Source organism: Streptomyces sp. M92, from assembly GCF_028473745.1.
Classification (GTDB): domain Bacteria; phylum Actinomycetota; class Actinomycetes; order Streptomycetales; family Streptomycetaceae; genus Streptomyces.
The window spans coordinates 2,425,706-2,450,513 of record NZ_CP101137.1 but is presented as its reverse complement, the minus strand read 5'-3'; the positions used below and the strand labels follow the sequence as shown (position 1 = coordinate 2,450,513).

Sequence of the window (24,808 nt, the reverse complement as noted above, 5' to 3'; positions counted from 1 at the left end):
AGCTCCTGATACCGGTTGTCCCTATGTCCCACACCGCTCACATACGCAGCCACCGGAAGCCCCGCCGCAGCGCGTCGACCATCGCGATGCGGGCCGGAGTTGCCGGTGGCGTCCTCAGCACCCTGGCAGTGGCCGGTGCGTCGAGTTCGGCCAGCGCGGCCGAGCCGGTGACGCAGACCATGGAACTGCCCACCCTGACGGCCGACCTGGCCGCTCAGGTCGCCCAGTCCGCGGACGTCACCCAGCAGGCGGCCGCGAGCTACGAGCTGCAGGCCGAGCGTGACGCGGCCGCCGCCAAGGCCGCCAAGCAGGCCGAGGCGGACCTCGCCGAGGCCAAGAAGAAGGCCGAGGAAGAGAAGAAGAAGGCCGAGGAGGCCGCACGCAAGGCGGCCGCCGAGCGCGCCTCGCGCACCGCCGAGCGCGCCACCCTGAGCGCCTCCGCCGACACCGGGTCGTCCTCCGACAGCTCGGGCAGCAGCATCGGCAGCACCTCCTCGTCGGCCACCGGTTCGGCCGCGGCCGTCGTCTCCTTCGTCCAGTCCCAGGTCGGCGACGCCTACGTCTCCGGCGGCACCGGCCCCAACTCGTGGGACTGCTCCGGTCTGGTGCAGGCCGCCTTCAAGCAGGTCGGCGTCGACCTGCCGCGCGTCTCCCAGGCCCAGTCGACCGCCGGCACCCAGGTCGGGCTGGGCAACCTCCAGCCGGGCGACATCCTGTACTGGGGTGGCGCGGGCAGCGCGTACCACGTGGGTGTCTACGTCGGCGACGGCATGTTCGTCGGCGCGCAGAACCCGTCCACCGGCGTGGCCCTGAAGCCGCTGTCGTACGACCCGCCGAGCGGCGCGGTGCGGGTGCTGTAACTCCCGGAGACGGGGTCCGCGTCCAGCACGCGGCTCCGGACCCCGGCACCTCCCGAGACGCACGACGCGGACACGTCCGCGCGGGGCCGCAGCCGTTCGAGGGCTGCGTCCCCGCGGTCGCTCCTGGCATGCTCGGGGCGGGCCGGACCTCCACCGGCCCGTCCACGAGCCGAAGGAGAGACCATGCCCAGCGTGTTCGTACAGGGGCGGCCCGCCGCCGCCTATCCCCCGCTCGCGCCCGAGGCCCGGTGCGGATCGGTACGACGGGTCACCGAGGTCGGCGAAGAGGTGCTGCACAAGCCCTGCCGGGACGTCACCGAGTTCGGGCCCGACCTCGCCGCGCTCATCGACGACATGTTCCGCACGATGTACGTGGCCGACGGCTGCGGGCTGGCGGCGAATCAGGTGGGGGTCGATCTGCGCCTGTTCGTGTACGACTGCCCTGACGACGAGGGTGCCCGGCATGTCGGGCACATCGTGAACCCGGTGCTGGATCCCCTCGACCCGGCCGGGCGCCGTCTGCTGGACGAGGGCGAGGGATGTCTGTCGGTGCCGGGCGCCATGATGGCCGTGCCGCGCCCCGACCGGGCCGTCGTGCGGGGCCTCGACAAGGACGGCGAGCCGCTCGTCGTCGAGGGCACCGGCTACTTCGCGCGCTGCCTCGCGCACGAGACCGACCACGTGAACGGTCAGGTGTACCTGGACCGGCTCTCCGCGCGCGACCGCAAACGGGCGCTGCGGCAGTCGGCCGCCCGGCGCGACGAGGTGTTCGCGCGCCGGGCGGCCAACGCCAGAACGCTGGAAGAGGCCGAGGCCGGGAGCTGATCAGGCCTTCGGCGCGACCTTGCTCAGTCCGTTGATGATGCGGTCCATCGCGTCGCCGCCCGTCGGGTCCGTCAGGTTGGCGAGCATCTTCAGGGTGAACTTCATCAGCAGCGGGTGGGTGAGGCCGCGCTGGGTCGCGATCTGCATGACCTTCGGGTTGCCGATGAGCTTCACGAAGGCGCGGCCCAGCGTGTAGTAGCCGCCGTAGGTGTCCTTCAGGACGCGCGGGTAGCGCTGGAGGGCGATCTCCCGCTGGGCCGGCGTGGCCCGCGCGTGGGCCTGGGTGATGACGTCGGCGGCGATCTGGCCGGACTCCATGGCGTAGGCGATGCCCTCGCCGTTGAAGGGGTTCACCAGGCCGCCGGCGTCGCCGACGAGCAGCAGGCCCTTGGTGTAGTGCGGCTGGCGGTTGAAGGCCATGGGCAGGGCGGCGCCGCGGATCGGGCCGGTCATGTTGTCCGGGGTGTAGCCCCAGTCCTCCGGCATGGAGGCGCACCAGGCCTTCAGCACCTCGCGCCAGTCCAGCTCCTTGAAGGAGTCCGAGGTGTTCAGCACCCCGAGCCCGACGTTCGAGGTGCCGTCGCCCATGCCGAAGATCCAGCCGTAGCCCGGCAGCAGCCGGTCCTGGGCGCCGCGGCGGTCCCACAGTTCCAGCCAGGACTCCAGGTAGTCGTCGTCGTGGCGGGGCGAGGTGAAGTACGTGCGGACCGCGACGCCCATCGGACGGTCCTCGCGTCGGTGCAGGCCCATCGCCAGGGACAGCCGCGTGGAGTTGCCGTCGGCGGCGACGACCAGCGGCGCGCGGAAGGTGACCTCGCGCTTGTCCTCGCCGAGCTTGGCGTGGACGCCGGTGATGCGGCCGGTGCGGTCGTCGACGACGGGGGCGCCGACGTTGCAGCGCTCGTACAGGCGGGCGCCGGCCTTCTGGGCCTGCCGGGCGAGCTGCTCGTCGAAGTCGTCGCGCTTGCGGACGAGTCCGTAGTCGGGGAAGGAGGCGAGATCCGGCCAGTCCAGCTGGAGGCGGGAGCCGCCGCCGATGATGCGCAGCCCCTTGTTGCGCAGCCAGCCGGCCTCTTCGGAGATGTCGATGCCCATGGCCACGAGCTGCTTGACCGCGCGGGGGGTCAGGCCGTCGCCGCAGACCTTCTCCCTGGGGAAGGCGGTCTTCTCCAGCAGCAGGACGTCGAGCCCCGCCTTGGCCAGGTGGTACGCGGTCGTGGAGCCGGCCGGCCCCGCGCCCACGACGATCACGTCGGCGGTGTTCTCGGAGAGTGGCTCAGTCTCGACGGTCACGGCGGGATCTCCCCAAGTTCGAAATCTGCGTGCCGACCGGCACTGGTCATGGGCAGTCTATTCAGCGACACCCATGTCCCGGCTGAAGGGCTGCCCAGTGAACCGAGCTCTGCCCGTTGTACGGTTGCGCGTTCCCACCGACGAGGACGCGGTCGCCTGGCACCGGATATTCGACGATCCGGACGTCATGGAGTTCCACGGCGGGAGGACCGCGGAACTGTCCGTCTACGAGGAGCTCACCGCCCGCCAGCGCCGGCACGACGCGGAGCACGGCTTCTGCCTGTGGACCATGGTGGACGAGGCGGACACGGTCATCGGCTTCACCGGTGCCCAGCCGTGGCCGCAGGACTGGGGCCCCAAGGGTGAGATCGAGATCGGCTGGCGCCTGGGACGGGCCCACTGGGGGAAGGGGTACGTCACTGCGGCGGCCCGGCAGACGCTGGAGCGGGTGCGCGCCGCGGGGGTCGCGGAGGTGGTCGCGATGGTCGACGCCCGCAACGCCCGGTCCATCGCGGTGACGGAGCGGCTGGGCATGCGCCTCGCCGAGGTCTTCACCACCCCGGCCTCGCAACGGCAGGGGCACTGCTACCGGCTCCCGCTGCCCAGCCGGTGACTCACTGCAACCAACTGTCACAGTAAGCCACTTGCCGCTTCCGGGCGGTGCGCGGCGGCGCTACGCTGCCGGGTACCGCTGGGGGGTGACGTCCGTGCGCCTGGCACCCAAGAAGGACGTACGCGTACCGCGCCTGGTCGGCCTGATGGCCGTGGACGCGTGCGAGGAGGCCCGTGCGCGGGGCCTGTCCCTGCACACACCGGACCGGCCCGACCTGCGCCTCGCCGTCGTCGACCACGTCGTACGCCAGTACCCGCTGCCCGGCGCGCACGTGCCGCGGGACTCGCAGGTGTACGTGTGGTTCGACTTCGGGGAGGGCGAGGGCGGCGGAGGCATCCGCGAGCCGCGCGTGCCGGGGCCTCCGTCGGGCGGGCTGCGGCGGGAGCTGACCGAGCCGGGGCACAGCGGGCCGGACGCGGCCGGAGGGGAAACGGGCGGACCGCCGTGCTGCGCGGTCCTCAGCCTGCCTTGAGCCGCTGCGGAGTCCTCAGCCGCCTCGAACCGTTGCGCATTGCTCAGCCCGCCTCGAACCGTGCGCGACCCTCAGCCCGCACCGGAACGTGGCGCGGTCCTCAGCCCGCCTTGAACCCCCGGTGCAGCGCCACCACGCCGCCCGTCAGGTTCCGCCACGCCACCCTCGACCAGCCGGCCTTGCCCAGCCGCTCGGCGAGCGCCGGCTGGTCGGGCCAGGCGCGGATGGACTCGGCGAGGTAGACGTACGCGTCGGGGTTGGACGACACCGCGCGGGCCACCGGCGGCAGGGCGCGCATCAGGTACTCGGTGTAGACGGTGCGGAAGGGCGTCCAGGTGGGGTGCGAGAACTCGCAGATGACGACCCGGCCGCCGGGCCGCGTCACCCGGTACATCTCGCGCAGCGCCGCGTCGGTGTCCTGCACGTTGCGCAGCCCGAAGGAGATGGTGACGGCGTCGAAGGTGTCGTCCCGGAACGGCAGCCGGGTCGCGTCGCCCGCGGTGAACGGCAGCCAGGAGTGCCGTTCCTTGCCGACCTGGAGCATGCCGAGGGAGAAGTCGCAGGGGACGACGTAGGCGCCGGTGCGGGCGAAGGGCAGGGAGGAGGTGGCCGTGCCCGCCGCGAGGTCCAGGACCTTCTGCGCGGGGCGGGCGTCGACGGCCCGGGCGACCGCCTTGCGCCACGCCCGGTCCTGGCCGAGCGAGAGCACGGCGTTCGTCAGGTCGTACCGTTCCGCGACGTGGTCGAACATCGAGGCGACTTCGTGCGGCTGCTTGTTCAGGGAAGCGCGGGTCACGGGCCCATTGTTGCAGCACGCGTCCCGCCCGGGGCGGACGGGCTCACGGCGACCTCGGTCCCGGACACCGAGGTCCCTGAGACGCCCGGCTCAGCGCCCCCGGTACACCAGCCGACCGCCCACGACGGTGGCCACGCACGTGGCCGCACCCTCCCGTACGAGCGCGGCCCGGTCGGGTACGTCGAACACCGCGAACCGGGCGGACTTCCCGGGAGCGAGCCCGGGAAGCAGCACGAGCGGAACCGGCGAGAAGGACGCGGGCCCGGGCAGACCGGCCGGCCGCCCCGCCAGGGCGAGCCCCGCCCCGCGCACCGCGTCCAGGACCGCGCGGCCGCGCAGCTCACCGGCGACGGCGACCGTGCCGTGCGCCAGCATGCGCTGTACCCCCCGGCGCGCGCTGGCGCCCCGCGCGGACGCGTTCGCGCCGAGGAGTGCGAGCCCGCGCTCCCCGAAGATCGGCTCGGTGCCCAGCCGGTCCGCCTCGCGCGGGTCTGGGTGGTACGCCTGCTCCAGCAGTTCCGGGCCGTACGGATTGAGCAGTCCGGGCGTCAGGATGCCGGGCCACCGGCGCACCCGCGCCCGCGGGTGGTCGGCGGCCAGTGCCTCGTACGGGCCGACGGCGGCGAGCTGCGCGCCGTCGACCACGACGGCCGCCTCGGGCGAGGCCTCGGAGACGTGGATCGTCAGCACGACGGCCTCAGTTGGGGGCGAGCAGCTTCAGCTCGGGGTGGGCCGTGCCACCCGCGATGGCCGTGGACGAGATGTGGGAGACGACGCGCTCGTCCACGGGGTCGTTCGCCGGGTCGTCATGCACGACGAGGTGCTCGTACGTGGTCGACCGCTGCGCCGGGACGCGCCCCGCCTTGCGGATCAGGTCGATGATCTCCAGCCGGTTGGACCGGTGCTTGGCGCCCGCGGAGGAGACGACGTTCTCCTCCAGCATGATCGAGCCGAGGTCGTCGGCGCCGTAGTGCAGGGAGAGCTGGCCGACCTCCTTGCCGGTGGTCAGCCAAGAACCCTGGATGTGGGCGACGTTGTCGAGGAAGACCCGGGCGATGGCGATCATCCGCAGGTACTCGAAGAGCGTGGCCTGCGTGCGGCCCTTCAGGTGGTTGTTCTCGGGCTGGTAGGTGTACGGGATGAAGGCGCGGAAGCCGCCGGTGCGGTCCTGCACGTCCCGGATCATCCGCAGGTGCTCGATGCGCTCGGCGTTGGTCTCGCCGGTGCCCATGAGCATGGTGGACGTCGACTCCACGCCCAGATTGTGGGCGATCTCCATGATCTCCAGCCAGCGCTCGCCGGACTCCTTGAGCGGGGCGATCGCCTTGCGCGGACGCTCGGGCAGCAGCTCCGCACCGGCCCCGGCGAAGGAGTCGAGCCCGGCCGCGTGGATGCGCTGGATCGCCTCCTCGACCGACACCTTCGAGATCCGCGCCATGTGCTCGACCTCGCTCGCCCCCAGGCTGTGGATGACGAGGTCGGGGAACTCCTTCTTGATGGCGGCGAAGTGCTTCTCGTAGTACTCGACGCCGTAGTCCGGGTGGTGGCCGCCCTGGAACATGATCTGGGTGCCGCCCAGCTCGACCGTCTCCGCGCAGCGGCGCAGGATGTCGTCGAGGTCGCGGGTCCAGCCCTTCCTGGTGTCCTTGGGGGCCGCGTAGAAGGCGCAGAACTTGCACGCCGTGACGCACACGTTGGTGTAGTTGATGTTGCGCTCGATGATGTACGTCGCGATGTGCTCGCTGCCGGCGTACTTGCGCCTGCGTACGGCGTCGGCGGCGGCGCCCAGCGCGTGCAGCGGGGCGTCCCGGTAGAGGTCGAGCGCCTCTTCGGGGGTGATCCGCCCACCGGCGGCGGCGCGGTCGAGGATGGGCTGAAGGTCGGCCTTCTCGGTCACCGGCGTCCCTTTCGCAAGGTTCGTAAGGGTTGTGGACAGACCTGACCAGCGTACGCCAGGCCTTTTACGGGTCGGTGTTCAGGCCGCGTAGGCCCCCGCCAGGACGCCCAGGAAGGCGCCCGCGATCAGGAACGGCCCGAACGGGATCGCCGTCTTGCGCCCCGCCCGCCGGGCGACGACGAGGGCACCGCCGTACAGCGCGCCGAGCAGGAAGCCGGCGAAGGTGCCGAGCATCAGGGTCGGCCAGCCGTACCAGCCGAGGACGGCCCCGGCGCCGAGGGCGAGCTTGACGTCTCCGAAGCCCATGCCGGCCGGGTTGATGAGGAAGAGCACGCCGTAGCCGCCGCCGAGGGCGAGGGCGCCCAGCACGGCGGTGGTCCACTCCCCCGCGTGCTCGGGCACGAGCGCGGTGAGCCCGAGGAGGACGAGCGCGGCGCCGGCGAGCGGCAGGGTGAGGGGGTCGGGCAGGCGCCGTACCCGCAGGTCGACGGCGGCCAGCAGCACGCCGACCGGGGCGAGCAGCAGCCAGACCGCCACCTCCGGACGGGTCCCGGTGGCGGCGGCGAGGGCGGCGCAGACGAGGGCGGTGACGGTGGCGAGGACGGCGGTGCCGGGGCCGTAGAACGCGTTGTCGGTGCTGCGGGAGTTATCGCTGCCACCGGTACTGCCGGTGCCGCCGGTACTGCCGGTGCCGTCGGTAGTGCCGGTGCCACCGGTGCTGCCGTTGCCACCGGTACTGCAGGTGCCACCGATAGTACCGGTGCCGCCGTTACCGCCGTTGCTGTCGGTCGCGCACTGCCCGCACCGGGCCCGACCGAGCCAGCCCGGCACGGGATGCTCCCGTGGGCACCGATCACGCCACTCCGCCCCCGCGGGGGCGGAGAAGCGGTAGGCGGCCCGCGGCAGCAGCGCTCCCGTCACCAGGCCCCAGAGCGCGGCGACGAGGACGATCAGGAGGTCGAGGCTCATCCCGCCGCCGCGACGCCGTCGCGCCAGGTGGGCAGCAGTTCGTCCAGCAGCGCCTCGGTGCGCGGCGGCAGCCCGCGGGCGCCGCTGCGGTCGACGAGGTCGGCGGCCAGGGCGTGCAGCCGGGCGGTGTCGTCGGTGGCGCGTGTGGCGCGCAGCAGCTCGTGCCACAGGCGCTCGTCGGCGGGGGCGGTGCGCAGGGCCGCGTTCAGCGCCTCGATGGCCTTCTCCGCGCGGTTCTTCTCCAGGTGGAACTCGGAGAGCGCCAGCCCGGTGTCGGCGACGAGCAGCGGGAGCTGGGCGTCGACGATCTCGTGGGTGAGCCAGCGGTAACGGCCCTCGGGCCGGTCGGCCAGCAGCGGCCCGCGCACCAGCACCAGTGCGTCGGTGAGGAGCCGCCCGCGCACCTGGCGGCTGCCGACGCCGCGGCCCTGCGTGGCCTCGTAGTAGAGGGAGCGCAGGACATCGAGGTCGGAGACGACGGACTTGGCGAGGGTGAGCCGTCCGGTGGCGTCGGTGCCGAGCCGCGGGGTGCCGTCGGGGTCGGTGCCGAGCCAGACCCGCAGCCGCTCCAGCAGCGCGTCGCGCACGTCCGCCGTGACGCCGCGCGGCCACAGCGCGGAGGACAGCACACGTGGGTGCACGCCCTCGCGGTGCAGCAGGAGCATCGCCAGCGCCTCGTGGAGCAGGGCACTGCGGTCGCCGTCGGGCGCGTCCAGGCCGATGATCTCGTACGACCCGACGAGGCGGGCGTACACCGCGGGCCGCCCCTGCTCGCTGATGTCGACGAGGAAGGGCGGGCGGTTGGCCCGGCCACCGGACCCGTCGGGCCCATCGGACCCACCCGGCCCGTGCTCGGGGTCGGGGGCGGCGTCGGTGAACAGTTCGACGACGGCCCGCTGCTGGGCGGCCGGCAGCATCTGGGCCCCAAGCTCCAGTCCGAGGAGCGGTGCGAGCAGCTTGCCCTCGCCGGTGATCTGCATCTCCCAGGCGGCACCCGGGAGGTCGGCGCCCTCGGTGCCGACGAGGTAGCCGATACCGAGGCGACCGGCGTCGGCGGCGAGTTCGGCGAGCCGGAGGGCGTCCTCGTCGGAGGGCTGGGCGGCGAGCAGGACGAGGTGCGGGGCCCAACGCGTGTGCCGGGCGGGCCCGGTGCGGCCGGTGAGGACGGAGTCGTGCCCGGCGGCACCGAGCGCGCCGCGCCGCTGTCGGGTCTCGGCGGACATGGTCTCGAAGAGGTCCTCGAACCCGTCGAGGTGCCGGATGCGGTTGGGCGCGAGCGGCGTGAGGTCGTCGCCGAAGCCGACGAGCGTGATGGTCATGCGGTCGGACCAGCCGTTGGTGGCCAGTTCGGCGGCGACCGACGCGAACACGGCGGTCCGGTCGGCCTCGGTGCCGCCGAGCGAGACGATGCCGGGCACCGACTCCAGGTTCAGCAGCAGCCGGGAGTCGTCCATGGTGCCGAGGCTGACGAGCCCGGGGTACGGCGCGGCGGTGTCGGCGTCCTCGTACCGCTCGGCGTCGGCGCGGGCCAGCATCCAGAAGGTCTGGTCCTGCCCGAGCTGCCAGGGCGTCGGCGGCTTCCCGGCGGGCTGGGCGAGCTGGAGGTGCAGGTCGCCGTTGCCGCCCATCCAGGCCGCGTACACGACGGGCAGCGGCCGCGACTCGGCGGTGAGGGCGGCGGCGAGTCCGCGCAGCGCCCGGTCCAGGAGGCGTACGCCCTCGGGGTCGGCGCCGACGAGCAGTGCGTCCTGCACGTCCTGAGCGTCGCCGGTCGGCGTGGGCGGCTCCATGCCGCGCCGCCCGCCGACGCTCCCGAGCGCCGACTGCCACAGCGCCTGCCGTCGCCGGCGGCCGAGGGCGCCCAGGAGGCCGGCGGCGAGGAGGGGGGCGGCGAGGAGGGCTTCGGGAAGGCCGAAGGAGTGGTCGGCCGCGGCGGGGGCGGCTTGGTCGTGCCCGGTGCTGGGGGCGGGAGTGGCGGGCGCGGGCCGCTGCTCGGGAAGGGAGACCTGGGCGTTGTCGCCGCCCCCCTGGGCCCCGGCTCCACCAGCACCACCAGCCCCCTGGGCCCCGTTCCCGGCTCCGCCGCCGCCCTGCGCGTGGTCACCGGTCTGGGCGTAGTCGCTGATTTGCTGCTGCACCTGCTCGGAGACGTTCGGCGCCTCGTCGGGCATCTCGACGAGCTCGCCGCCGCGGGCGTCGCCGGGCATCTCCATGATCCAACCGGGTCGGATGAGGCTGGCCTCGGACAGCTTGGACCCGTCCGGCTGCACGCGGTCCTTGTTCAGCTCGAAGATCTCCTTGTACCGGCGTCCGTCACCGAGGTGCCGGTCGGCGATCTCCCAGAGGGAGTCGTGGTGACGTCCCTCCGGCGGCTGGATCCGGTAGTACTTCGTGTCGCCGTGCGCGGCGGAGGCACCCTCGGCGCGGGCCGCGGCCTGACCGGCCTGCTCGGCGACGGCGCTCGCGGTGCCTGCGGCCTGCTCCTGCTGCTGGGCGAAGATTCCCGGCGTCTGCTGGGCCGCCGCCACGGAGGGCTTCTGGTTCCCCTCGATGCTCTGCCCGAGCTGCGACAGTCCCGGCGTGAGGCTCGCCGCGGTGGCGCCGACCAGCAGCAGCGCGGCGACGAGCTGCCGGGCGAGCAGCTGACTGGGCCCGGACCCCGGCACCCGCCCCGGCACCCCGACGCCGGACAGCGCGGCCTTGACCTCGACGAGCACGCAGGCGGTGAACTGCGCCCAGGCGAACCAGACGACGACGGTCAGGATGTTCTGGAAGGTCTTGACGGTGATCTCACGCTGAAGCCAGTCGAGGCTGGGCGCCCCGTCCGGAAACGGCCACCCGGCGGTCATGGCCAGCGCGAGGGGCACCCCGACGACCAGCCCGAGCAGCGCGACGAACGCGAGGAACGCCTTGACGAAGTCCCCGAACGACCGCCGCCGCACCCGCACCGGCTGCGGCGTACGGTTCCTCGGTGCCGCCGAGGGAGCCGTCGAGCTTGCGGAGCTTGAGGTGCGGCGTCGCGGCATGGGCGGTGTCCTGGGTCGTGGGCCGTGTCGGAGAAGGCGGCGGGAGCGTCCGGTATGAGGGATGTGCTGAGCCTACAGAGATCTTATGGACTCCCACCGACACCGTCGAAGGCCCGAATGAGGACTCCACCGCAACATCCGCCCGCTTCGCTCCCTTTGCCCCATAACGCCGTCACCCCCTTCACGGCCCCCACACAATCCCCGGGAACCGGCCAGACCCCCCCCCGCACCGCCCCTGATGGCTCCGTTCCCTGTCGCAACGCCGCACTCCGGGGAGGAACAACCGTGGCCCGCAGCACCCTCTCCATCACCGCCGGCACCTTCACAGCGACGGCGGCACTGTTCCTGACCGCGTGCGGAGGGGGCGGGGACGACTCGTCGTCGGAGGACACCAAGGGGGCGGACACGGGGGTGGGCACGGGGGTGGGCAGTTCCTCGCCGTCGGCATCCGCGTCTGCGGCGGCAGCCGCCGGGCGTCCGGAGATCACGCTTCCGAGCAGCTTCCGCCTCACCTTCGAGGACTGGACGGCCGACGAGCCCGGCCAGCAGACCGTCCTGAACGACGGCAACGAACAACTCCGGGCGGGCTACGCGGCGATCATCGCCGGCGACCCCGACAGCGAGGCGCTCGCCTTCTACGACACCGAAGCCGGCCTCTCCCAGGACCGCGAGTGGATCAAGTCGTACACGGACAAGGAGCTCACCGTCCTCGGTGAACTGCCGGTGTTCGAACCGGAGGCGACGCTCTTCGCCGAGGAGACCAAGGCACAGCTGAGGTACTGCACGGACGAGAGCGAAGCACGCACCAAGAACCGCAAGACGGGCAAGGTCGAGGCCAACCCTCCCGGCACCGACCCGAAGGTCGCCTACACGGTGACGATGCAGAAGAACGACCAGGGCGTGTGGCAGGCGGTATCCACCGAGTCGAAGAGGGGCGGGTGCTCCTGATACGGCGACGGACGAGGTTCCTGACGGGACCGCAATCCCGCTGACCGAGCTGGAGGACTACGGGCGCCAGCTGCGGTCGCTGAAGACGCGGCTGAACCACACCAAGAAGCTCTTCGAGTCGTACAAGGACGACATCGGCGACGGCAGCGTCAACGACGCTCTCGGCGACTTCGAGTCCTACTGGGAAGACGGCCGCGAGGACATCACCCAGCAGCTCGACGCGCTCGCCTCCATGTCGGACGCCGTGGTCCGGGAGTTCAAGAAACTCGACGACGACCCGACCAAGAAGGTCAACGATGCCGCCAAGACGGAGGACCAGCGAGGCGGGAAGGGCGGCACGGGTAGCGGGGCGACAAGTGGAGCCGTAGGGGCCGGGGTCGGGCGGGGGCCCTCTCGCTGGGGCTGCCGTTCGTCCAGACGCATGTAGCCCCTCGATCACGCCCCGCTCCGGCCCCATCCGTACCATGACTGACTCAACCCGCTCGCGGAAGGACCCCCCGATGGAAGCGCTGTCGCCCGACGACGTCCGGGAGATAGCCGGCTACCGACTGCGTGCGCGGCTGGGCGAGGGCGGCATGGGAGTCGTGTATCTGTCGCACACCCGTGGCGGGCAGCCGGTCGCCCTCAAGGTCGTACGGCGTGACTACGCGCAGGACCCGGAGTTCCGCAGGCGTTTCGCCCACGAGGTCGCCGCCGCCCGCCGGGTGCAGGGTCCGTACACCGCTCCCGTCCTCGACAGCCTCACCGACGGCCCCGAGCCCTGGCTCGCCATCGGCTACGTTCCGGGTCCCTCCCTCGCCTCCGCGGTGTACCAGCACGGCCCGCTGCCGCTGCGTACCGTGCTGCAACTGGTCGCCGGCATGGCCGAAGCCCTGCAGACCATTCACGCGGCCGGTGTGGTCCACCGGGACCTGAAGCCGTCCAACGTGCTCCTGGCCTCGGACGGGCCGCGTGTCATCGACTTCGGGATCGCCCGCGCGGCCGACACCACCGCGCTGACCGGGACGGACGTAAGACTCGGCACCCCTGCCTACATGGCTCCCGAGCAGGCCATGGGCGGTGATGTCACACCGGCGCTGGACATCTTCGCGCTCGGCCTCGTCGCCTACTTCGCGGCCACCGGACGCCATCCCTTCGGCGAGGGCTCATCGCCGGCCCTGCTGTATCGGATCGTCTCCAACGAGCCCGATCTGACCGCGTGCCCCGACGAGTTGCGCGGCCTCGTCGCCGCGTGCCTGGCCAAGGAGGCGGACGCACGGCCGACGCCGGCCCGCGTCATCGAGACGTGCCACACTCTGGCCGGGACTTCGGGGCTGGCCCGCCAGGAGGGCTGGTGGCTGCCGACCCCCGTCGCCCAGCAGATCGCCCACCAGGAGCACACGCTGCGCCTGTACTCGGCTCCCGGCCCCGCCGACGCGGTCCCGCCTCTCCCGTCCCCGGTGCCCACCCGGCCCGGGTTGCCGCCGCAGGCCGCGTTCGCCGCCGCGGCGCCCACCCGGCCCGCGAGTTCACCCGCCGAAGCGTTCATGGCCGCGGCGCCCACCGCACCGTCGCAGCCCCCGCAGGTCATCGGCGGGCCGGCTCAGCAGGGGCCGGCCGCGACCGGGGAACCGTCCAGGCGTCGTCGTGGGCCACTGGTCGCGACCTTGGCCGTCATCGGCGCCCTCGCCATCGGCGGGGGCTCGGTCGCCGCCTACCGACTACTGGCGGACGACGGCTCCGGGGGCGATCGGACGGCGTCCGGTGCCGCCTCCGGCCCTGTCTCCCCCGATCCCACCGCTGCCGACGGCGCGGTCGGGCAGGACTCCGGGGCTGGTGCGCCATCGACCGACGAGGCGCCGAGGACTGAGCCGGGATGGCAGATCAGCGCGCGGAACAAGAACCTGGTACTGCGGGCGCCCAAGTACTACGCGAACGCCGAGGACATCGGCTCCGGCACACGGTGCAGCCCTTCCGACGTCACCACGCTCGACATCGAGGACCTCACGCTGGAAACCAATGGTTCCTACGTGCCGACTTCCGGTCGGTGGCTCACCTACACGGACTGTCCGGACCCGATCAAACTGAACGGCATCCGTCTCGCCGACGACGGCGGGTCGTTCGCCACCCTGACCGAACGCCGTCCCACACCCACAGAGTGCCGCGACGCCGCCCGCGCGGCCACGCTTCCGAACCCGATTCCACTCAGCAGGATCAGGGACGATTCCCTCCTCAAGGAGGGAACCGCCCTGTGCATCGAGTCCGGCCAGGGCACGGTGACCCACCTGTGGATCACCAGGGTGAACAAGGAGAGCGCCGAGAACGACAACCTGCGCACGTACATCTTCACGGCCACCCAGTGGAAGCCCGAGTGACAACGGGCCGGCCTAGCGGTTCACCGACTGGATCTCCTGCACCGTAACGTCCTGCGTGGCGCCGAACGTGCCGTCCGGGAGGTCTCCGCCCTCGCCCGTGGTACTGGTCCACGAGATCTTCCAGGTGACGGTCGCCTGCAGGGCGTACGCACCGTCGGAGCCGGAAGCGCGGAGGTAGGTGACGCCGCAGGGCGGGGTGTCGTTCGCCTTGCCGTCCGCGTACGGCTCGCCGATGCTGCCGTCGGCGTCGATCTCGCAGTCGCCCGAGGCGGGGTAGGTGCGGGCGTCGCTCGTGCCGGGGTCGATGTGCAGGGAGACGGGCTCGGCGGTGGTGGTGGCGGACAGGCCCGTGCCGGGGAGGCTGGCGGTGACCGAGATCTTCTTGAACCTGGACTTGTCCAGCCAGATCCAGGTGGGGAGGTTCACCTTCGTGGCTCCGGCCGGCTTGATCTCGATCTCCGTGCCGGGGACGGGGAGTTCGTCGTAGGCGTATTCGGCGAGGATCTGCGGAGTGACGGCCAGGGGCTCTTCGGGCACGTCTCCCTCGTCCACCCAGAACGGCTGCCTGTTGCAGGAATTGGCCTCCGGATCATCCTTCCGGTTGGGGTTCTTCACCGCCGCCCAGAACATCCCCTCGCCCTGCTTGTCGAGGTTGTAGTTCTTGTAGGGTTCGCCGTCCTTGTAGTACGCGTCCAGCGAGTCACCGATGAAGTCACCGACGCCACGGAGGAAGAACAGGCCGTCGATGCCCCGCCACAGCTTCACGGTCTTCTCGATCTGCTCGGGCGAGAAGGCAGGCTCGTACCAGCAGGCGGGCGGTGTCCAGTTGCTGTTCTCCGGAGTGAGGGTTCCCGTGCCGGTCGGCTCGGAACTGCCGTTCACACTGGTCGTGACCTTGGTCTCGGCCCTGATGACGCCGTCCCCGGTGGAGCCCTTGGCATTGCCCTCCGTGCCACCGCCGGCGTCGCGGCCGCCACCGGCGACGGCCACGGACGGCACTGCCGTCACGGCCAGGGCCAGGACGGGTACGAGAAGGGCGCGTGTCGCAGGCAGAGGACGCATCACATGCACTTCTTCGCCGCCTCGGTCGAGGACACGCTCGTGGTCTGCCACACACCTTCGGAGTTCTTCTCCAGCCGGGTGTTGTAGAAGACGTAGTCGCTGGGTGACGCGGTGACGGAGCGGTCCACCTTGCCCGTCTTGCGGTCCTTCGGGTAGGTGCCGGTCGCGTCCATGCAGTAGGTGACCGTCGCCACCCCGTCCTTCGGCAACGTCACCTCACGGTCGTAGTAGCGGGTCTCACCCGTGAAGCTGCGGTTGTTGTCGTAGAAGGACTTGATGTAGGTGGCGGCCGACATGAGGGCCTCGTCCTTCGAGTAGAACTTCAGCGCCGGGTGCTTCTCCGCGTCCACGACGATCGCCTCGTCGATCGAATTGACGCGCCGCTCGTTGTCCGCCAGCACCGCGTCCTTGACCGGATCGCCAGTCGGACCGCCCTCGAAGACGTTCTTCACGTCGGACGGCAGCTTGATCTCCGGGCGGTCGATGCTGTCCTCGCTCGCGGACGGGGAGGGCGACGTGGATGCCGAAGCACCCGTGTCCGCGCCCGCGATCTCGTCCTTCCCCGAGTCCCCGGACCCCCCGGAGTCCGAGCCTCCGCAGCCGGAGAGGAGCAGGGCGACCGTTGCCGTCAGGGCGGCGGCAGCGGTGGCGGTGGTCGTGCGTGTGCGCATGGGAGTTTTTCCTCCGTCGGTGGGGGGATGGGGGGGCGCGGTCAGAGGCAGGGGCGGTGTCGTGTGTGCTCAGCCCACCTCGTTCTCCGCCACCGCCTGCCCGTGGACGACCACGTCACCGCCGTAGAACATCCCCGTGAAGACCGGGGAGTAGGTGAGCTGCACCTCGACCTGCACCTGCTCCGTGTCGGCCACCACGCAGTGCGTCCCGGCGATGTCCGCGCCGGTCATGTTCATCTCGGCGGCGAAGGCCTTGACCCTCGCGTCGCAGTTCTCGTAGTTGATGGGGGCGGGACCGCCCACGTCGTCGTAGAGGGCCTCGCGGTCGATGTCCTGGGCGGCGTAGCGGGCGGCCTGCTCGGCGATGTCCGCGGCGCGTTCCCGCTTGGAGATGGACATGCCGCCGTCGATGACGAAGGCCGACAGGGCGAGGAAGACCAGGGCGAAGATGATGACCGCGCCGGCGCCCGAGCCACGGTCGTCCAGGTGGGCGAGCCGGTGGGCGACCCGGTGCGCGATCCTGCCGCGTACGAGGGATCTCACGCCGTCCTCCGGTACGGGTCCAGCGGGGAGCTGAAGGTCGCCGAGAGGGTGGTGGGGATGTTCAGGCCGATCATCGCCAGGCCGCGCACCTCGCAGCTGACCTCCACCGTGAACAGCGTGTCGGGCTCGAAGCCCGCGCTCTTCTGGACGACCGAGACCGGGCCCGAGCAGACGTCCGCGAGGTTGGCCTCGGCGGCCTTCTTCGCCTCGGCGACCGCCGTGCCGTGGTTCTTCTGGATCGAGCCCGCGCGTGCCGCGTCCCGGGCCGCGCCGTCGAGGGCGCCCCGTCCTTCGACCAGCTGGCCGAAGCCCACCAGGACGAGGATGAAGAGGATCATCACCGGGGCGAGGATGACCACCTCGATGGTGGACAGCCCGTCGTCGTCCGCCGACACCCGACGGCGGTCTTCGAGCGCCGTCGGTACGAGAGCCCGCAGGGCGACACGCATCTAGTTCCCCCCGTCCTCGACGAAGCGTTCCACCGGACCCATCGACTCCGCGTGCACCGTCAGGTCCAGGCCCGGGAACACCGTCGGGATACGGGCCGTGATCTCCACACCGACCGTGTCCTGTTCCGGCTGGAGCATCTTCACGTCCGGTGCGATGACCAGCTGGGGACCCAACTGGCTGATGTAGCTGTCCACCACGTCCCGCGCCTCGCCGCGCCAGGCGCCGGGCTGGGCGTCGGCCGTCGCACGGGCCTTGCGCGCGCCCGCCTGGGCCGCCGCCTGCGCCACGTGGTCGGCGAAGAAGTACAGCCCGAACTGCACCGTCGCGAAGATCATGAAGAACAGGACCGGTGTGAGGAACACGAACTCGATCGCGGTCATGCCGGATTCGCCGCGGGCGGCCGCCGCTTCGCGGGCGGCCTCGACCCTGCGGCGCAACCGTCTGAACACGTTGGCCGGCATCCCCGTGTACCCCGTACGTCCGGTCAGCAGGTGCTGCTCGCGTCGGCGCCCTCGATGCAGTTACCGACGTTCTCGGCGCCCTTCTCCATGGCCTTGGTGATGATCGCGGCCACCACGCCGACGATCGCGACCACGACCGCGGAGATGATGACCCATTCGACGGCGGACGCGCCGCGGTCGAGTTCGCCGGAGCGGGCGCGCTCCACGCGGCCCTGGAGGAAGACGACCAGGAAGTCCACTGCCGGGATGCCGGTGCGGAAGTTCTGTCCGTTCATGATGAGTTGTCCTCTCGTATCAGTTTCTGGAAGCGAAGCCGCTCCGGAACCTCTGAAGTCTCTGGAGCACGTGCAGCCCCTGTAAGCCTCTTGGGCCTCCCGAGCCTCTGGAGCTGGTAAGCCGCGTCACACCTGAAACACCCGCATCGCCGCCGGATAGATCAGGAACACCAGGAACCCGGCGCACAGCAGGAGCTGGGCCACGAGCATCGACTGGGACTTCTCGCCCGCACTGCCCTCGATCTCGGCGAGTTCGCGGTGCCGCATGGTCTCGGCGCGGGAGGCGAGGGACTCCCGGACCTTGGCGCCGTCGTCGGAGACCAGGGCGAGGGAGGCGGCGAGGTCCTTGAGCTCCTCGACGCCCAGGTCCTCGCCGAGCTGGCCGAGCGCCTGCCACTGGCTGATGCCAGTGATGCGGGCGTCGGCCAGGGCGTTGCGGATGCGGTGGGTGGCCCAGCCGTCCGACACCTCCGCCGCCGCCATCAGGGCCTCGGGCAGGCCACGGCCGCCGGCCAGGCTCATGGAGACCAGGTCCAGGTACGCACCGATCACGCGCCGCAGGTCACGGCGTTTGTCGGCGGCGTCCCGGCGTACCTCCAGGTCGGGGAGGAAAAAGAAGATCCCCGCGCAGAGCAGGGCCAGCCAGACCGGGATGATCGGGCTGTCGCCGAACCCGAGCCGCCACACGATCGCGAACAGGAACGGACCGAAGAACAGGCCGCCCACGGCCAGCAGCGTCTTCGTCGCCAGGAACTTCTCCCAGCTGCGGTCCAGCACCGCCAGGTCGGCGCGCAGCGAGCGCAGCTCCCAGCCCTGCTGCAGGTACAGCTCGGCGACGCGGGCGCCGACCCGGGCGCGCAGCGTGCCGAGGCGGCCGTCGTCCTTCGCCGTGCGCGACGACGACTCGTACGCCGTCCCGCGCGCCCGCATCGCGTCGATCCGGGCGACCTGCTGGACCGGGCTCCGCCTGCTCGGCATCAGGGCGCGGACCAGGGCGTAGACGCCCAGGCCGATGACCGCGCCGACCAGGACCGGCATCGTCAGGTTCATCGTCGTACCCCCTCGTCCCCAGACGCCTGCGACGGCTGGGACGGTTGCGGCAGGCGCTGCGCGGTCTGGGCGGCCGGCTGGCCGGGGTGGCCCGGCTGGCCCGGCGTACGGGGGCGCACGAACTGGACGTCCGAGCCGTCCCGGACCAGGAAGCGCTCCGGCGTCTCGATGGTCGACAGCTTGCGCATCCACCAGAAGCCCAGCGCGAACAGGCCGCACACGCAGGCCAGGACGAGCTGGCCGACGGGGGAGCCGTACGGCTCGACGAAGTCCCGGTTGAAGATGGACAGGCCGAGGACGAACAGCACCGACACCGCTACGACGATCTGCACCGAGCGGCGGGTCGATGCGCGCTGGGCCATCACCCGCTGACGCATGTCGACCTCCTCGCGCGCCGACTTGGCGAGCGCGCCGAGGACCTGGCGCAGACCCGGGCCGCGCAGCCGCGCGTTGAGGATCAGCGCGGCGACGATGATGTCGGCGGAGGCGTCGTCGATCTCGTCGGCCAGGTGCTGGAGCGCGTCGGGCAGCGGGGTGCGCGAGCGCAGCCGGTCGACCAGGGCGTCGAGGTGGGGGCGGAGTACGGGCGCGGCGGCTCGGGCGGAGGCCGGAATGGCCTGCTCCAGTCCGACCGCGCCGGCGATGGTGTCGCGCAGGGATTCCGTCCAGGAGGCCAGGGCCTCGACCCGCTTCATGGCGGCGCGTTCCTCGGCGGCGCCGCCGAAGAGGTGGTCCCAGAAGAAGACGAGGATGCCGGCGGCGATGCCCAGTACCGCCCAGCGGGTGACGAGCATGACGGCGAGGCCGACGATGGCCGCGAGGGAGCCGCGCTGGCCCGCCCAGCGGATCAGTTCGTTGGCCCGCTCGGCGGCCTGGCGCTTCTCGTGCTCCGGCTTGGCGGGCAGACCGCGTACGGCGACCATGAGCAGCGCGATGCCGCCGCCGACGGCGACGCCGCAGCCGAGCGCGTACAGGACGGTGGTGGAGAACAGACCGCCCATGGAGCCGAGGGAGTCGAGCGCGGCGAGAGTGGTGTGCGTGGGGGGTGTGGTGGTCATGTGCGTCACCCCCACGTTCCGTTGGGCCGGTAGCCGTAGGCGATGAGTTCCTCCAGGCAGGCTATGGGGGCGTGCGGGACGACCCGGCCGTCGGGCGCCTCGGCGAAGACCTCGCTGGAGAGCACGCGTCCGTCGACGCCGTTCACCTCGCGGACTGAGGTGACCATGCGCTGGAGGCGTCCGCCGCTGTGGAAGTTGTTGCGCCGCTGGATGAAGACGACGAAGTTGACGGCGCCGGCCACCAGCATCTGGCTGGCCTCGATCGGCAGCCGTTCGGCGGCCTGGAGCGCGTACGTCGAGATGCGGTTGAAGACCTCGTGCGAGCTGTTGGCGTGGATCGTGGAGAGCGAGCCGTCGTTGCCCTGCGACATGGCGTTGAGCATGGTCACGATCTCGTCGCCGAGCACCTCACCGACGATGACGCGGGAGGGGTTCATACGGAGGGACCGGCGGACCAGTTCCGCCATGCTGATGCTTCCGTGGCCCTCGGAGTTGGGCAGCCGTTCCTCGAAGGCGACGACATTGGGGTGCAGGTCGGGGAAGGTGTCGAGGCCCAGCTCCAGGGCGCGCTCGACGGTGATCAGGCGCTCGTTGGGCGGGATCTCGTTGGCGAGGGCGCGCAGCAGCGTCGTCTTTCCGGCGTTGGTCGCGCCCGCGATCATGACGTTCTTGCGGGCCCGGACCGCGCAGGCCAGGAAGTGGCCCAGCTCGGGGGTGAGGGTGCCGTTGCCGACCAGGTCGGAGATGAAGACCTTGCCCATGCGGGCGCGCCGGATGGAGAGCGCGGGGCGCCGGGCGACGTCCATGACCGCCGACAGACGCGAACCGTCCGGCAGGCGCAGGTCCAGCTGCGGGTTGGCGGAGTCGAAGGGGCGGGAGGAGAGGCCGGAGTAGGCGCCGAGGATCTGGATCAGCTCGATGAGCTCCTCGTCGGTCTCGGCGACCGGCTCCCCGCGCTCCTCACGCCCGTCGGAGTAGCCGACGAAGACCTGGTCGCAGCCGTTGATGTCGATGTTCTCGACCTCGGGGTCGTCCAGCAGCGGCTGGAGCCGCCCGACGCCGAACAGCGCGGCGTGCACGGCGGCGGCGTACGCCTCCTCCGTCTCCGCGTCCAGTGGCGTACGCCCGGCGTTGATCTCGGCGCGGGCGTACTCCTCCAGGATCTGCGCGATGACGGCGCGCGCGTACTGCCTCTCGTCCTCGGTGGACATCGGCGTGACGCCGCTGACCTGGTCCTGGCGACGCTGCTCGGCGATGCGGTCGCCAGCCTCCTGCCGGAACCGCTTGACCAACGAGTGGTCGACTGTGGTCATCGGCCGGCTCCGGCGTGACCGGCCATGCCGGTGCCTGCGGGACCGGTGGAACCGGTGGAACCAGCAGGACCGGCGGGTCCGGTCGGCATGGACCAGGCGGCGCCGAACTGCTGGTACAGGTCCGAGGTGACCTTGCGGGCGGAGCGGATGAGCAGCGACTTCTCCAGCCGGCCGCGCCTGCGTCCGGCCAGCTGGTCGGCGCCGGCCGGGTCGTCGGCGATGGTGCCGACCACGCGGGCGCCGGTCTGGGCGGCCACCAGCATGTCGTTGACCTGGCCCGACAACTTGGCGGCGTTGTTGGTGTCAGCGACGAGGACGACGCCGATCAGCGGCATGCCGAGGCTCGCGGCGCCGCGCGGGCCGCCGTGCAGCTTGTTGTTGAGGGCGGCGGCGCGGTCACGGACGCGGGCGATGGCCTCCGGCTCGGTACGGGAGAGCAGGAGGACGAGCGAGGCGTGCGGGAACAGCTCGGTGGCCGGGGAGTCGCCGCTGATGCGACCGCAGTCGGCGATGACGTCGGCGGGCGCGTTCGGGGAGTCTGCGAGGGAGGCGAAGGCCCGGCCCAGGGTGGGCCACAGGCCCGCGAGACCGGCGGCCTGCTCGGAGATGCCGAGGCCGACGAGGACCTCCAGGCCACCGCTGAGCGGCTGTACGTGGTCCCAGAGCTGGTCGGGCACGAGGCCGCGGCGCGCGGTCGCGGCGATCGACAGCATGCCGGTGTTGGGGTTCAGCGGCCCGCCGTGCGCTGCGGCGGACCGGTACACCAGGTCGCCGCCCGCCGGGTCGGTCTCGGCGAGCAGGACGCGGCGCGGCCAGACCGCCGCGAGGGCGACGGCCGCGGTGGTGACGCCGGGGGAACCCTTGTCGGCGGCGAGGGCGATGAGGGCCATGGGTGGTTGGGTCGCCTTCTACTTGCCGGGGACGCGCACGAGGGCCACCTCGCCAGCGGAGGACGCCGAGGCGAGGGCGGCCGCGTCGGCTTCGTCGACGAGAAGGGTGATGGACTTGTTGCCCGTACTCACGGTGGCGTCGCTGTCTCCCGTGACCTTCTCGACCGAGGCGTTCGCGATCAGGGCGTTGCCGGAGGAGGACGACGAGGAGTCCTGGTCGGAGTCGGAGCTGCCGGCACTGCGGGAGCCGACCCGGTACGCGGCGACCGTGTCACCGCCCTTGATGTCCGCGTAGTACTGGCCCTCCTTGAGAGCCACGCCGACGGACGCCTTGCCGGCGGGCATCTTGGGCTCCTTGGCGAACATCTCGCCGACCGGGAGGGAGCCACCGGGAATCATGGTCACCGCTTGGTAGGTCTGGATGGTCTTGAGCTGCGATTCCTTGATGTAGTGGATGCCCGGGTCGTCCGCGACCATCACGATCGTGGAGTTCTGATCGGTGATCTTCCCGCCCGGCGGGATGTCCTTCGTGACCTTGACGACCTCGACCCGTTCCCCGACCCGCAGCACCAGCATCGTGGCACCCAGCGCGCCCAGCAGGATCAGCAGCACCGCCAGCGCGGCCAGCGCGGGTTTGCGCTCGCGAGGAGGGCTGGGAAGCCGGTCACCGACCGACGGCTGAGCCGGAGCCGCGGCACGTCCCGCGCCCGCCCCCGTACGCCCCTGGATCTTCACGCAACCGCTCCCCGTACACCCAAGAAATTGTCTGCCGCGCACTCGCTTGAGCAGCAGTCACCACTCAAGTGCGCGCAATCATCAGTAAATTCGGACACTCCGCGCGTCCCGCCCGACCGTTGGTGTCCAGGGGCACCCCCTGACACACCCGCCCGACCTGGGCGAATAGCCAGCAGCGAGGCGAGTGTCAAGCCATCGCACCGTATCAGCCGCACATAAGCCCCTCAAGACGCGCCGGCTCCCTCGGACCTCACGCCTCACACCGTTACCATTCGGCAACTTCGCGCCGCCGCCGCCCCTTTGAGTACCGCCCGAGAGCCACCCGTTCCAACTGTGCGTGTGCGAATAGGCTCCCGCTACAGCGAGACACCGTCCGCATGCCGTTCGTCACGGTGCGGCCATGATGCCTGCACGAATCACTCACGAAGGTGCGGAGGGCGCGTGCCATGATCTTCGCTCGGACTGATGATGGGTCTGCACGGCATACAGGGGGAAGGACGATGGACCTGCTACCGGTGAACGGGGCAGCGCTGGCCGCCGATGCCAGAGCCCTGGCCGCGGTCCAGGCCATCAGCACGCGACACGGCTTCGACTACACCGACGACGCGGCGGTGACCGTGCTCCTCACCGAGCGACGTCAGGCGTTGACCGCGGAGCAGCGACGGCCGGCGGCAACGCTGGGGGTACTGGCGCTGACGGCCGGCCTGCTCCTGCCGTGCGCCGTCCCGATAGTCCCGGCGCTGACCGATCACCTCTTCGCCGCGCTGGGCGCCGCCGGGTGTCTGTTCGTCGTCGGGGTGGCCATGGTCGTGCACGTGCGCGTCCGCTGGAAGCGCGCGCTGACGGACGGACCGCTCGCCGGCTACCGCGAGGTCCTCGGCGTGGCCCGCGCACACGGCATTCCGCTGACACACGTACCGGCGTGGCTGGAGGGCCGGTCGTCGACCGGGGGCGGCAAGGGCGCGGTGCCGATTCCGACGTACGCGGCCGTCGAGCCACTGCCGGACCAGGCGCCACCGGACGAGCCACTGCCGGGCACGGCACCGCCGGGCGCGGGGCCGTGCCGCGCGGCGGACGCCCCCGCCACCGCACCGGTCACCGTGCCGCCGAAGCCCGAAGCCGTCAGCGCGTACGAGACGATGGCCGACGTCGGCGGCTGGCACGACGAGACGGGCTGCCTGCTGATCCTGGGCGGCGCGTGCGGGGCGATGTGGGCCGCGACGTCGGACGAACCCGGCGCCTACGGTGCCCTGCTCCTCGTCCCCCTCGCCGTGTACATCTGGCTCGTCGGCCGTCGGCAGGGCCGGGAGAAGGAACGGTTGCGGGAGGCGGCGCTGGCCTATGTCCGGGAGGTCGCGGCGGCGCAGGCAGCCGGGGCCAAAGTGCCCGAACTTTCGCCCAAGCTACGCGAACTGACCGAATCACAACACGACTGACCGGACCGAACTCCCCCCCACCCCCCACCAAGGAGTCCCCATGAAGCGCGCCGCCCCGGCCGCACTCGCCGCCCTGTCCACCCTCTCCCTCGCAGCGCTCACCTCCTGCGGCGGGGACTCCGGCTCGGACACGGACTCGGCGGAGAAGCCGGCAGCGACCGCACAACAGGAGAAGCAGCAGACGCCGGAGGAGCGGCTGAAGCAGCTGGTGATCACCAAGGCGGACGTCTCCGGCATGACCCTGTCCGACGCGGACGTGGCGAGCTCCGACAACAGCGAGTTCGCCTTCGCCAAGTCCCCGCAGGAGGTAACGGTCGAGAAGCCCGTCTGCGCCCCACTCGCCCACGCCATGAACCAGCTCCCCCTCGGCGAGCCGCAGGCCGACCTCACGCGCTCCCTCAGTTCCGACGCCACCAAACCCTTCACGTACGTGATGCTCATGGCATACGAGTCCGGCAAAGCCGAGGCCGCCCTGGCCGGCCTGTCCAAGGCCGTGGGAGCCTGCACCGGCGGCTTCACCGCCAAGGCCAACGGCAACACGAGCGCGTACGACTCCGTGACCGCCGAGAAGCCCGTGGCGGAGGCCGGTGACGAGTCGCTCGCCTTCCGGTCGACGCTGACGTTCCGGGGCGCCACGCACTCCGTGCACACCCAGGCCGTACGCAGCGGTGACGTCGTCGCCGTGTACTTCTCGGTCGACGGCATGGCCATGGTCAACGCGAGGCCGAGCGACGCGAAGCTGTCCGCGGCGGTCGTGAAGGCGCAGAACGCCAAGCTGGGTTGAGGGAGGGCGGTTCGCAGCAGCGAAGTC

26 protein-coding genes and 1 pseudogene are annotated in these 24,808 nt (G+C 71.5%); 9 read left to right on the top strand and 18 right to left on the bottom strand.

The window, feature by feature from the left end; genetic code table 11:
* Positions 1-37: 37 nt before the first annotated feature.
* Positions 38-181: a hypothetical protein gene (locus tag M6G08_RS11180; RefSeq protein WP_241846944.1), complete on the bottom strand. Its 144-nt coding sequence runs from the start codon at positions 179-181 to the stop codon at positions 38-40.
* Between M6G08_RS11180 and M6G08_RS11175 the strand changes: the two genes are divergently transcribed.
* Together M6G08_RS11175 and def are read left to right on the top strand one after the other, a co-directional pair.
* Positions 129-860 (top strand): C40 family peptidase, encoded by a 732-nt coding sequence (locus tag M6G08_RS11175; RefSeq protein WP_272591312.1) that lies wholly within the window; start codon positions 129-131, stop codon positions 858-860. The genes M6G08_RS11180 and M6G08_RS11175 overlap by 53 nt on opposite strands.
* A gap of 183 nt (positions 861-1,043) precedes the next feature.
* Positions 1,044-1,685 carry a peptide deformylase gene (gene def, locus M6G08_RS11170; protein ID WP_272587017.1) on the top strand — a complete coding sequence of 214 codons (642 nt, stop codon included), beginning with the start codon at positions 1,044-1,046 and terminating at the stop codon, positions 1,683-1,685.
* Here the strand turns inward: def and M6G08_RS11165 are convergent, their stop codons facing one another.
* Positions 1,686-2,978: a geranylgeranyl reductase family protein gene (locus M6G08_RS11165; protein ID WP_272587016.1), complete on the bottom strand. Its 1,293-nt coding sequence runs from the start codon at positions 2,976-2,978 to the stop codon at positions 1,686-1,688. It lies immediately after the preceding gene.
* Between the two features lie 73 nt (positions 2,979-3,051).
* Here M6G08_RS11165 and M6G08_RS11160 point away from each other — a divergent pair, with 73 nt between their 5' ends.
* Positions 3,052-3,591 (top strand): GNAT family N-acetyltransferase, encoded by a 540-nt coding sequence (locus M6G08_RS11160; protein ID WP_383140970.1) that lies wholly within the window; start codon positions 3,052-3,054, stop codon positions 3,589-3,591.
* A 94-nt stretch (positions 3,592-3,685) separates the two neighbouring features.
* Positions 3,686-4,063, top strand: a complete 378-nt coding sequence (locus M6G08_RS11155) for a PASTA domain-containing protein (RefSeq protein ID WP_272587014.1) — start codon at positions 3,686-3,688, stop codon at positions 4,061-4,063.
* 100 nt (positions 4,064-4,163) lie between these two features.
* Here the strand turns inward: M6G08_RS11155 and M6G08_RS11150 are convergent, their stop codons facing one another.
* From M6G08_RS11150 to M6G08_RS11130, 5 genes are all read right to left on the bottom strand, one after another.
* On the bottom strand, positions 4,164-4,859 hold the full coding sequence (locus M6G08_RS11150; RefSeq protein ID WP_272587013.1) for a demethylmenaquinone methyltransferase: 696 nt from the start codon (positions 4,857-4,859) through the stop codon (positions 4,164-4,166).
* Between the two features lie 90 nt (positions 4,860-4,949).
* Positions 4,950-5,549: a hypothetical protein gene (locus M6G08_RS11145; RefSeq protein WP_272587012.1), complete on the bottom strand. Its 600-nt coding sequence runs from the start codon at positions 5,547-5,549 to the stop codon at positions 4,950-4,952.
* 7 nt (positions 5,550-5,556) lie between these two features.
* Positions 5,557-6,756, bottom strand: coding sequence for a cyclic dehypoxanthinyl futalosine synthase (mqnC, locus tag M6G08_RS11140; RefSeq protein ID WP_272587011.1), 1,200 nt, complete (start codon positions 6,754-6,756; stop codon positions 5,557-5,559).
* A gap of 78 nt (positions 6,757-6,834) precedes the next feature.
* The gene (locus M6G08_RS11135; RefSeq protein WP_272587010.1) at positions 6,835-7,725 is read right to left on the bottom strand and encodes a prepilin peptidase; all 891 of its coding nucleotides are present in this window, start codon (positions 7,723-7,725) and stop codon (positions 6,835-6,837) included.
* Positions 7,722-10,751: a BTAD domain-containing putative transcriptional regulator gene (locus M6G08_RS11130; protein WP_272587009.1), complete on the bottom strand. Its 3,030-nt coding sequence runs from the start codon at positions 10,749-10,751 to the stop codon at positions 7,722-7,724. Before M6G08_RS11130 ends, M6G08_RS11135 begins: the two co-directional genes overlap by 4 nt.
* A gap of 285 nt (positions 10,752-11,036) precedes the next feature.
* Between M6G08_RS11130 and M6G08_RS11125 the strand changes: the two genes are divergently transcribed.
* The 3 genes and pseudogenes from M6G08_RS11125 (at position 11,037) to M6G08_RS11115 (ending at position 14,053) form a co-directional block, all read left to right on the top strand.
* On the top strand, positions 11,037-11,699 hold the full coding sequence (locus M6G08_RS11125) for a hypothetical protein (protein WP_272587008.1): 663 nt from the start codon (positions 11,037-11,039) through the stop codon (positions 11,697-11,699).
* Positions 11,700-11,733: 34 nt separating this feature from the next.
* Positions 11,734-12,042: pseudogene (locus M6G08_RS11120) on the top strand (hypothetical protein); the annotation flags it as partial.
* Positions 12,043-12,199: 157 nt separating this feature from the next.
* Positions 12,200-14,053 carry a serine/threonine-protein kinase gene (locus M6G08_RS11115; protein ID WP_272587007.1) on the top strand — a complete coding sequence of 618 codons (1,854 nt, stop codon included), beginning with the start codon at positions 12,200-12,202 and terminating at the stop codon, positions 14,051-14,053.
* 12 nt (positions 14,054-14,065) lie between these two features.
* Here the strand turns inward: M6G08_RS11115 and M6G08_RS11110 are convergent, their stop codons facing one another.
* The 11 genes from M6G08_RS11110 to M6G08_RS11060 all read right to left on the bottom strand — a co-directional run bounded on the left by M6G08_RS11110 (position 14,066) and on the right by M6G08_RS11060 (position 22,561).
* Positions 14,066-15,115 carry a hypothetical protein gene (locus tag M6G08_RS11110; RefSeq protein WP_272587006.1) on the bottom strand — a complete coding sequence of 350 codons (1,050 nt, stop codon included), beginning with the start codon at positions 15,113-15,115 and terminating at the stop codon, positions 14,066-14,068.
* The gene (locus tag M6G08_RS11105) at positions 15,115-15,786 is read right to left on the bottom strand and encodes a hypothetical protein (RefSeq protein ID WP_272587005.1); all 672 of its coding nucleotides are present in this window, start codon (positions 15,784-15,786) and stop codon (positions 15,115-15,117) included. Before M6G08_RS11105 ends, M6G08_RS11110 begins: the two co-directional genes overlap by 1 nt.
* A gap of 69 nt (positions 15,787-15,855) precedes the next feature.
* A complete protein-coding gene (locus M6G08_RS11100; protein WP_272587004.1) occupies positions 15,856-16,329 on the bottom strand; it encodes a TadE/TadG family type IV pilus assembly protein in 474 nt (157 codons plus the stop codon).
* Positions 16,326-16,778, bottom strand: a complete 453-nt coding sequence (locus tag M6G08_RS11095) for a TadE/TadG family type IV pilus assembly protein (protein WP_272587003.1) — start codon at positions 16,776-16,778, stop codon at positions 16,326-16,328. Before M6G08_RS11095 ends, M6G08_RS11100 begins: the two co-directional genes overlap by 4 nt.
* On the bottom strand, positions 16,779-17,240 hold the full coding sequence (locus tag M6G08_RS11090; protein ID WP_272587002.1) for a TadE family protein: 462 nt from the start codon (positions 17,238-17,240) through the stop codon (positions 16,779-16,781). It abuts the gene before it with no gap.
* 23 nt (positions 17,241-17,263) lie between these two features.
* On the bottom strand, positions 17,264-17,515 hold the full coding sequence (locus M6G08_RS11085; protein WP_272587001.1) for a hypothetical protein: 252 nt from the start codon (positions 17,513-17,515) through the stop codon (positions 17,264-17,266).
* A 126-nt stretch (positions 17,516-17,641) separates the two neighbouring features.
* Positions 17,642-18,565 (bottom strand): type II secretion system F family protein, encoded by a 924-nt coding sequence (locus tag M6G08_RS11080; RefSeq protein WP_272587000.1) that lies wholly within the window; start codon positions 18,563-18,565, stop codon positions 17,642-17,644.
* The gene (locus tag M6G08_RS11075; protein ID WP_272586999.1) at positions 18,562-19,623 is read right to left on the bottom strand and encodes a type II secretion system F family protein; all 1,062 of its coding nucleotides are present in this window, start codon (positions 19,621-19,623) and stop codon (positions 18,562-18,564) included. The genes M6G08_RS11080 and M6G08_RS11075 overlap by 4 nt, the downstream gene beginning before the upstream one ends.
* 5 nt (positions 19,624-19,628) lie before the next feature.
* Positions 19,629-20,936 (bottom strand): TadA family conjugal transfer-associated ATPase, encoded by a 1,308-nt coding sequence (locus M6G08_RS11070; RefSeq protein ID WP_272586998.1) that lies wholly within the window; start codon positions 20,934-20,936, stop codon positions 19,629-19,631.
* Positions 20,933-21,826: a hypothetical protein gene (locus M6G08_RS11065; protein ID WP_272586997.1), complete on the bottom strand. Its 894-nt coding sequence runs from the start codon at positions 21,824-21,826 to the stop codon at positions 20,933-20,935. Before M6G08_RS11065 ends, M6G08_RS11070 begins: the two co-directional genes overlap by 4 nt.
* An 18-nt stretch (positions 21,827-21,844) precedes the next feature.
* Positions 21,845-22,561 (bottom strand): hypothetical protein, encoded by a 717-nt coding sequence (locus M6G08_RS11060; RefSeq protein WP_272586996.1) that lies wholly within the window; start codon positions 22,559-22,561, stop codon positions 21,845-21,847.
* Between the two features lie 500 nt (positions 22,562-23,061).
* Between M6G08_RS11060 and M6G08_RS11055 the strand changes: the two genes are divergently transcribed.
* Positions 23,062-23,997, top strand: coding sequence for a hypothetical protein (locus M6G08_RS11055; protein ID WP_272586995.1), 936 nt, complete (start codon positions 23,062-23,064; stop codon positions 23,995-23,997).
* Positions 23,998-24,037: 40 nt separating this feature from the next.
* A complete protein-coding gene (locus M6G08_RS11050; RefSeq protein ID WP_272586994.1) occupies positions 24,038-24,781 on the top strand; it encodes a hypothetical protein in 744 nt (247 codons plus the stop codon).
* The last annotated feature ends 27 nt before the right edge of the window (positions 24,782-24,808 follow it).